This is a genomic window from Longimicrobium sp., from assembly GCA_036389795.1.
Taxonomy (GTDB): Bacteria; Gemmatimonadota; Gemmatimonadetes; order Longimicrobiales; family Longimicrobiaceae; genus Longimicrobium.
In genome coordinates, this window is the sequence record DASVWD010000233.1 from 1 (window position 1) to 9,727 (window position 9,727).

The 9,727-nt window shown below is 76.2% G+C and carries 1 protein-coding gene; it reads left to right on the top strand.

Translation table 11 applies throughout. From position 1 onward, the window contains the following. A partial coding sequence (locus VF746_27315) for an amino acid adenylation domain-containing protein (protein HEX8696157.1) occupies positions 1-9,727 on the top strand: 9,727 nt, incomplete at both ends.

Sequence of the window (9,727 nt, forward strand, 5' to 3'; positions counted from 1 at the left end):
GCGAGCTGCTGGGCCGGGTGCGCGAGACGGCGCTGGGCGCGTACGCGCACCAGGAGGTGCCGTTCGAGCGGCTGGTGGACGAGCTGGACGTGGAGCGCAGCCTGGGCCACACGCCGCTCTTCCAGGTGCTCTTCACCCTCCAGACCGAGGACGGGCGGGGCGACGGACCGCCCTCGCCGGGCGGGCCGCGGATGGAGCAGCTGGCCACGGCGAGCGGGACGGCCAAGTTCGACCTGGACCTGGGGATGGTCGACGACGGGGGGCTCCTCTTCGGCAGGCTGGAGTACCGCGCCGGGCTGTTCGAGCCGGCCACCGTCGAGCGGATGCTGGGCCACCTGCGGGTGCTGCTGGGCGAGATGGCGTCCGGCCCGGAGCGGCGGCTCTCCGAGCTGGAGCTGCTCCCCGCGGCCGAGCGGCGGCTGGTGGTGGAAGAGTGGAACGCGACCGCGGCCGCGGTGCCGGCCGGCGCCGTGTACGAGCTCTTCGAGGCGCAGGCCGCGCGCACGCCCGACGCCGCGGCGCTCGTCTCCCGCGCAGGCGAGACGCTCACCTACGCGGAGCTGGACGCGCGGGCGAACCGGCTCGCCCGCCACCTGCGCGGGCTGGGCGTCGCTCCCGACGTGCGGGTGGGGATCTGCCTGGAGCGCGGGGTGGAGATGGTGGTCTCCACCCTGGCCGTCCTCAAGGCGGGCGGGGCGTACGTCCCGCTGGACCCGGCGTACCCGGCCGAGCGGCTGGCGTACATGCTGGAGGACTCCGCCGCGGCGGTGCTGCTGACGGACTCGCGCCTGGCCGGGCAGCTCCCCCCGCACGGCGCGGAAGCCGTGCTCCTGGACCGGGTGGCGGACGAGATCGGACGCCAGCCGGCGGAGCCGCCGCGGGTGGAGGTGCATCCGGAGAACCTGGGGTACGTGATCTACACCTCCGGCTCCACCGGGCGGCCGAAGGGAGTGGCCCTGCCGCAGGCGGCGCTGGTGAACCTGGTCGAGTGGCTGCGCGGCGCGCTCCCGGGCGGCGCGCGGACGCTGCAGTTCGCCTCGCTCAGCTTCGACGTGCACTTCGAGGACATGTTCTCCGCGTGGAGCACGGGCGGGGCGGTCTTCCTGATCACCGAGGACGAGCAGAAGGACGCCGTCGCGCTCGCGCGGGTGCTGGAGAGCGCCGGGATCGAGCAGGCGATGTTCCCCGTCGTCATGCTGCAGCAGGCGGCCGAGGAGGCGGAGGCGCGCGGGCAGTCCCTGCCGTCGCTGCGCGAGGTGATGGTGGCCGGCGAGCAGCTGCACGTCACCCCCGCCGTCGTCCGCCTCTTCCAGGCGCTCCCCGGGCGCCGGCTGCACAACCACTACGGCCCCTCCGAGACGCACGTCGTCACCGCGCACACGCTGGCGGGGGACCCCGCGTCCTGGCCCAGCCATCCGCCGATCGGCCGGCCGATCTCCAATACTCGAATCTACCTGCTGGATGCAGCGCTCAAGCCGGTGCCGATCGGCGTCCCCGGCGAGCTCTACATCGGCGGCGTCGCCCTGGCGCGGGGGTACCTGAACCGGCCGGCGCTGACGGCGGAGCGCTTCGTCCCCGACCCGCTGGCCGCCGCGCCCGGCGCGCGCCTCTACCGCACGGGAGACCTGGCCCGCTGGCGGGTGGACGGGGAGATCGAGTACCTGGGCCGCGCCGACCACCAGGTGAAGATCCGCGGCTTCCGCGTGGAGCCCGGCGAGGTGGAGTCGCTGCTCGGCCGCCACCCCGGCGTGCGCGAGGTGGTGGTGACGGCGCGCGAGGACCGTCCCGGCGAGAAGCGGCTGGTGGCGTACCTGGTGCCGTCCGCCGATGCGCCGCCCTCCGCGGGCGAGCTGCGGGGCTGGCTGCGCGAGCGGGTGCCGGAGTACCTGGTCCCCTCCGCGTTCGTGGCGCTGGAGGCGCTGCCGCTCACGCCCACGCGCAAGGTGGACCGCAGGGCGCTCCCGGCCCCCGAGGCGCACGAGGAGGAGGCCCGGGCGTACGTGGCCCCGCGCACGGCCGCCGAGGAGGTGCTGGCGGAGATCTGGAGCGCGGTGCTCGGCGTGGAGCGGGTGGGGGTGGAGGACAACTTCTTCGAGCTGGGCGGGCACTCGCTGTCGGCCACCCGCATGGTCTCGCGGGTGCGCGGCGCGTTCGGGGTGGAGCTGCCGCTGCGCGCGGTCTTCGAGGCGCAGACGGTGCGCGCGCTCGCCGCACGCGTGGAGGCGCTCCGGAGCGGCGGGGCGGCGCTGGACGCGCCGCCGGTGGTGCCCGTGCCGCGCGACGGCGAGCTGCCGCTCTCCTTCGCGCAGCAGCGGCTGTGGTTCATCGACCAGCTGGAGCCGGGGAGCGCGGCCTACAACCTCTCGGTGGCGCTGCGGCTCGGGGGCGGGGTGGACGCCGCCGGGCTGGCGTGGGCGTTCACGGAGGTGGCGCGGCGCCACGAGGTGCTGCGCACCACCTTCGGCATGGGCGCGGACGGCGAGCCGGTGCAGGTGATCCACGCGCCCGCGCCGGTGCGGCTCCCGGTGGTGGACCTCTCCGCGGTGGACGCGGCGGAGCGCGAGAGCGTCGTCGCGCGGCTGGCGAACGAGGAGGCGGCGCGTCCCTTCGACCTGGCGCGCGGGCCGGTGCTGCGCTGCACGCTGCTGCGTCTCGGCGACGCGGATTCGGTGCTGCTCTTCACCATGCACCACATCGCCAGCGACGGCTGGTCGATGGAGATCCTGCAGCGCGAGGTGACGGCGCTCTACGGCGCTTACCTGCGCGGGGAAGACGCTCGCCTCCCCGACCTGCCGGTGCAGTACGCGGACTACGCGGTGTGGCAGCGGCGGTGGCTGGAGGGCGAGGTGCTGGACCGCCAGGTGGCGTACTGGCGGCGGCGGCTGGCCGGGGCGCCCGCCGTGCTGGAGCTGCCCGTCGACCGCCCGCGTCCCGCGGTGGCGGACGCGCGCGGCGCGAGCCGCGGCTTCGCGCTCTCGCCGGAGCTGTCGCGCGCGCTGCGCGAGCTCGGCCGGCGCGAGGGCGCCACGCTCTACATGACGCTGCTGGCCGCGTGGCAGGCGCTGCTGGGGCGCTACGGCGGGCAGGCCGACGTGGTGGTGGGCACGCCGGTGGCCGGGCGCACGCGGCTGGAGACGGAGGGGCTGATCGGCTTCTTCGTCAACACGCTCGTCGTCCGGACGCGGCTGGAGGGCGACCCCACCTTCCGCGAGGTGCTGGCGCGCGTGCGCGAGGGCGTGCTGGAGGCGCAGGCGCACCAGGACGTCCCCTTCGAGCGGCTGGTCGACGAGCTGGACGTGGAGCGCAGCCTCTCGCACACGCCGCTCTTCCAGGTGCTCTTCACCTTCGCGCAGCAGACGCTCGGCGAGGGCGGCGGGCCGCGGCTGGGCGAGGCGGACGCCGCCCCGCCCCCCTCCGACAGCGGGACGGTGAAGTTCGACCTCACGCTGGGGATGAGCGACCTCGGCGAGCAGGTCGCGGGTGCGCTCGCCTACCGCGCCGAGCTGTTCGACGCCGCCACGGCCGAGCGGATGACCGGCCACCTGGTGCGCCTGCTGGAACGGGCGGCGGCCGACCCCGACGCCCGCCTGTCGGAGATCGACCTGCTGGACGAGGCCGGGCGGGCGCGGGTGGTCGAGGAGTGGAACGCGACGCGGCGGGACCTCGGCGCCGACGTGTGCCTGCACGCGCTGTTCGCGGCGCAGGCGGCGCGCACGCCCGCCGCGGTCGCCCTCGTCTTCGCGGGCGGGCGGCTGACGTACGCGGAGCTGGACGCGCGCGCCAACCAGCTCGCGCACCACCTGCGGCGCCACGGGGTCGGGCCCGAGGTGCGCGTCGGCGTGTGCGCCGAGCGCTCGCCGGAGCTGGTGATCGCGCTGCTGGGCGTCCTCAAGGCCGGCGGCGCCTACGTGCCCGTCGATCCCGCGAACCCGGCGGAGCGCCTCGCCTACATGCTGGAGGATTCCGGCGTTCCCGTCGTGCTCACGCTGGACAGGCACCTGGACCGCCTGCCGCCGCTCGCCGCGCGGACGCTCCGCCTGGACACCGACTGGGGCGAGGTCGCCGGGGAGCCGGAGAGCGCGCCGGAGGTGGGGGTGACGCCGGACCACCTGGCGTACGTGATCTACACCTCGGGCTCGACGGGCCGGCCCAAGGGCGCGATGAACGCGCACCACGGCATCGTCAACCGGCTGCGCTGGGGACAGGAGGAGTACGGGCTGGGCGCGGACGACGCGGTGCTGCAGAAGACGCCGGTCACCTTCGACGTGTCGGGGTGGGAGCTCTTCTGGCCGCTGATCGTGGGCGCGCGGCTGGTGCTGGCGCGCCCCGAGGGGCACCGCGACCCGGCGTACCTGACGGAGGTGATCGAGCGCGAGGGGGTGACGGTGGTGCACTTCGTCCCCCCGATGCTGCGGGCCTTCCTGGAGGCCGGCGACCCGGCACGCTGCGGGAGCGTGCGGAGGGTGTTCTGCAGCGGCGAGGCGCTCGGGCGGGACCTGGTGGAGCGGACGATGGAGGCGTTCCCCGGCGTGGAGCTGCACAACCTGTACGGCCCCACCGAGGCGGCCATCGAGGTGACGTACCACGCGTGCGCCCGCGGCGGCGGCGCGGTGCCGATCGGCCGCCCGGTGGCGAACACGCGGATGTACGTGCTGGACCCGGCGGGCCGCCCGCAGCCGCAGGGGGTGCCGGGCGAGCTCTTCATCGGCGGCGTGCAGGTGGGGCGCGGCTACCTGGGGCGGCCGGCGCTCACGGCCGGGACGTTCGTGCCGGACCCGTACTCGCCGGGGGCGCGGCTGTACCGCACGGGCGACCGCGCGCGCTGGCTCTCCACGGGCGAGCTGGAGTACCTGGGGCGCATCGACTTCCAGGTGAAGGTGCGCGGCTTCCGCATCGAGCTGGGCGAGATCGAGAGCGTGCTCCTGGAGCATCCGGCGGTGCGGGCGGCGGTGGCGGTGGCGCGCGAGGACGGGACCGGGGAGAAGTGGCTGGCCGCCTACGTGGTGGCCGACGCGTGGCCGGGCGCGCAGGCGCTCAGGGCGCACCTCGCGGCGCGGCTCCCCGAGTACATGGTGCCGGGCGCCATCGTGCCGCTGGACGCGCTGCCGCTCAGCCCGAACGGGAAGGTCGACCGGCGGGCGCTGCCGGCCCCCACGCGCGAGGCGGCCCGCGCCGGGTCGTACGCCGCGCCCCGCACGACCGCCGAGGAGGTGCTGGCGGAGATCTGGAGCGAGCTGCTGGGGCTGGAGCGGGCCGGGGTGGAGGACAACTTCTTCGCGCTGGGCGGCCACTCGCTGGTGGCCACCCGCATGGTCTCGCGGGTGCGCCAGGCGTTCGGGGTGGAGCTGCCGCTGCGCGCGGTCTTCGAGGCGCAGACGGTGCGCGCGCTGGCCGGGCGCGTCGAGGCGCTCCGGAGCGGCGGGGCGACGCCCGAGGCGCCGCCGGTCGTCCCCGTGCCGCGCGGCGGCGAGCTGCCGCTCTCGTTCGCGCAGCAGCGGCTGTGGTTCATCGACCGGCTGGAGCCGGGGAGCGCGGCGTATAACCTCCCGGTCGCCCTGCGCCTGCGGGGCGGGCTGGACGCCGCCGGGCTGGCGTGGGCGCTCACGGAGGTGGTGCGGCGCCACGAGGTGCTGCGCACCACCTTCGGCGCCGGCGCCGACGGGGAGGCGGTGCAGGTGGTCCACGCGCCGGCGCCGGTGCGGCTGCCCGTGGTGGACCTCTCCGGGGTCGGCGCGGCGGAGCGGGAAGCGCTCGTCGAGCGCCTGGAGAACGAGGAGGCGGCGCGTCCCTTCGACCTGGCGCGCGGGCCGGTGCTGCGCTGCACCCTCCTTCGCCTCGGCGACGCGGAGTCGGTGGTGCTCTTCACCATGCACCACATCGCCAGCGACGGCTGGTCGATGGAGATCCTGCAGCGCGAGGTGACGGCGCTCTACGACGCCTACCTGCGCGGGGAAGACGCCCGCCTCCCCGACCTGCCGGTGCAGTACGCGGACTACGCGGTGTGGCAGCGGCGGTGGCTGGAGGGCGAGGTGCTGGACCGCCAGGTGGCGTACTGGCGCCGGCGGCTGGACGGGGCGCCGGCCGTGCTGGAGCTGCCCGCCGACCGTCCGCGCCCGGCGGTGGCGAGCCGGCGCGGCGCGAGCCACGGCTTCGCGCTCTCGCCGGAGCTGTCGCAGGGCCTGCGGGAGCTCTCCCGCCGCGAGGGCGCCACGCTCTTCATGACGCTGCTGGCCGCGTGGCAGGCGCTCCTCGGCCGCCACGGCGCGGGCGAGGACGTGGTGGTGGGGACCCCGATCGCCGGGCGCACGCGGCTGGAGACGGAGAACCTGATCGGCTTCTTCGTCAACACGCTGGTGATCCGCACCGGGCTGGAGGGCGATCCGGCGTTCCGGGAGGTGGTGGGGCGGGTGCGCGAGGGCGTGCTGGAGGCGCAGGCGCACCAGGACGTCCCCTTCGAGCGGCTGGTGGACGAGCTGGCGGCGGAGCGCAGCCTCTCGCACACGCCGCTCTTCCAGGTGCTCTTCACGCTCGAGCAGGCGGCGCGCGCGGACGACGAGGGGCTGCGGCTGGGCGGGACGGAGATCGACGCCGCCGCCTCCGCCAGCGGGACGGCGAAGTTCGACCTCACCCTGAGGATGGGCGACGCCGGCGAGCAGCTGGTGGGCTCCCTGGAGTACCGGACGGAGCTGTTCGACCCGTCCACGGCCGGGCGGCTGGTGGAGCGCCTGGTGCGCCTGCTGGAGCGGGCGGCGGCCGACCCCGACGTCCGGCTGTCGGAGATCGACCTGCTGGACGAAGCCGAGCGGCGGCGGGTGCTGGAGGAGTGGAACGCGGCGGACGCGGAGCTCCCCGAGCGCACCCTCCACGCGCTGTTCGAGGCGCAGGCGGCGGCCACGCCCGCGGCGCCGGCCGTCGAGTTCGCGGGCGAGGCGCTGACCTACGCCGGGCTGGACGCGCGGGCCGGCCGGCTGGCGCGGAGGCTCCGCGGGATGGGGGTGGGCCCGGACACGGTCGTGGCGCTGTGCGTGGAGCGGTCGCTGGAGCTCCCGGCGGCGCTGCTGGGGGTGCTGAAGGCGGGCGGCGCGTACCTGCCGCTCGATCCGTCGTATCCCCCGGACCGGCTGCGCTACATGCTGGAGGACTCGGGCGCCCGCGTCCTGGTGACCCAGCGCGCGCTGCGGGACCGGCTGGACGGCGTGCTCGCGGCCGCGGGCGGGGCGGTGCTCTGCCTTGACGCGGACGAGCCGGGCGAAGCGGACTCGTTCGAGGCGGACTCGTTCGAGACGGACGCGCCCGCCCCGGCCGCGGCGCCGGCGAACCTGGCGTACGTGATCTACACCTCGGGGACCACGGGCCGGCCCAAGGGCGTGATGGTGCCCCACCGCGCGGCGGCCAGGCTGGTGATGGCGCAGGCGGAGAAGCTGGGCTTCGGGCCCGGGGAGCGGGTGCTGCAGTTCGCGCCGCTCGGCTTCGACACCTCGGTGGCGGAGATCTTCACCGCGCTCTGCACGGGCTCGTGCCTGTGCGTGGAGGCGGCCGACGCGCTCCTGCCCGGCCCCCCGCTGGCGCGGCTGCTGGCGGAGCGGCGGATCACCAACGCGAAGTTCACCCCCTCGGCCCTGGCGGCCGTGCCCGCGGCCGAGCTGCCGGAGCTCCGGACGGTGATCGTCGGGGGCGAGGCGTGCCCGGGCGAGCTGGTGGCGAGGTGGGCGCCCGGCCGGCGGTTCTTCAACGTCTACGGCCCCACCGAGGCCACGGTGCGCGCGAGCTGCGCCGAGTGCACGCCCGCGGACCCGGTCCCGCCGATCGGCCGCCCGCTGGCGGGCGCGCGGCTGTACGTGGTCGACGCGGGGATGCGGCCGGTGCCGGCGGGAGTGGCGGGTGAGCTCTTCATCGGCGGCGAGGGAGTGGCGCGCGGCTACCTGGGCCGTCCGGCGCTGACGGCGGAGCGCTTCGTCCCCGATCCCTTCGGCGCCGGGCCCGGGGCCCGGCTGTACCGGTCGGGAGACCGGGTGCGCTGGCGCGCGGACGGGCAGCTGGAGTTCCTGGGCCGGATCGACGAGCAGGTGAAGGTGCGGGGCTACCGCATCGAGCCGGGGGAGGTCGAGAGCGTGCTGCTGGAGCACCCGGCGGTGCGCGAAGCCGTCGTGGCCGCCCGCGAAGACGTGCCCGGGACGAAGTGGCTGGTGGCGTACGTGGTGGGCGAGGGCGGGGCGAAGCCCGATCCGGCCGCGCTCCGGGCGCACCTCGCGGAGCGGCTCCCCGACTACATGGTGCCGGGCGCGCTGGTGGCGCTGGAGGCGCTGCCGCTGACGCCCAACGGCAAGGTGGACCGGCGGGCGCTGCCGGCGCCCGCCCGCGGCGCCGCCCGCGCCGGGGCGTACGTGGCGCCGCGCACGGCCGCCGAAGAGGTGCTGGCGGGGATCTGGAGCGTGGTGCTGGGCGTGGAGCGGGTCGGGGCCGAGGACAACTTCTTCGAGCTCGGCGGCCACTCGCTGATCGCGACCCGCGTGGTCTCGCGCGTGCGCGGGGCGCTCGGGGTGGAGCTGCCGCTGCGCGCCGTCTTCGAGGCGCAGACGATCCGCGCGCTGGCGGGCCGCGTCGAGGAGCTGCAGCGGGGCGGAGCGGGGGTGGAGGCGCCGCCGGTCGTCCCCGTGCCGCGCGGCGGCGAGCTGCCGCTCTCGTTCGCGCAGCAGCGGCTGTGGTTCCTGGACCGGCTGGAGCCGGGGAGCGCGGTCTACAACGTCCCGGTGGCGCTCCGGCTCGCGGGCGAGCTGGACGCGGCCGGGCTGGCGTGGGCGCTCACGGAGGTGGTGCGGCGCCACGAGGTGCTGCGCACCACCTTCGGCGCCGGCGCGGACGGCGAGCCCGTGCAGGTGGTCCACGCGCCGGTGCCCGTGCGGCTGCCGGTGGTGGACCTCTCCGCCCTGGACGAGGCGGCGCGGGAAGCGCTGGCCGGGCGGCTGGCGCGCGAGGAGGCGGCGCGGCCCTTCGACCTGGCGCGGGGGCCGGTCCTGCGCGGCACGCTGCTGCGGGTGGGAGCGGAAGAGTCGGTGCTGCTCTTCACCATGCACCACATTGCCAGCGACGCCTGGTCGATGGAGATCCTGCAGCGCGAGGTGACGGCGCTGTACGGGGCCCGGGTGCGCGGCGAAGATGCGCATCTCCCCGAGCTGCCGGTGCAGTACGCGGACTACGCGGTGTGGCAGCGGCGCTGGCTGGAAGGCGAGGTGCTGGACCGCCAGCTCGGCTACTGGAAGGAGCGGCTGGCGGGGGCGCCCGCGGTGCTGGAGCTGCCCACCGACCGCCCGCGCCCGGCGGTGGCGGACCCGCGGGGCGGGAGCGCGTCGTTCACGCTCCCCGACGAGGTGTCGCGCGCGCTGCGCGAGCTGTCGCGGCGCGAGGGGGCGACGCTGTTCATGACGCTGTTCGCGGGCGTGGCGGCGCTGCTCTCGCGCTACGCGGGCCAGCCGGACGTGGTGGTGGGCACTCCCATCGCGAACCGCTCGCGCGGCGAGACCGAGGACCTGATCGGCTTCTTCCTGAACACGCTGGCGCTGCGGATCGACCTGTCGGGCGACCCCAGCGTGCGCGAGCTGCTGGGCCGGGTGCGCGAGACGGCGCTGGGCGCGTACGCGCACCAGGAGGTGCCGTTCGAGCGGCTGGTGGACGAGCTGGACGTGGAGCGCAGCCTGGGCCACACGCCGCTCTTCCAGGTGCTCTTCAC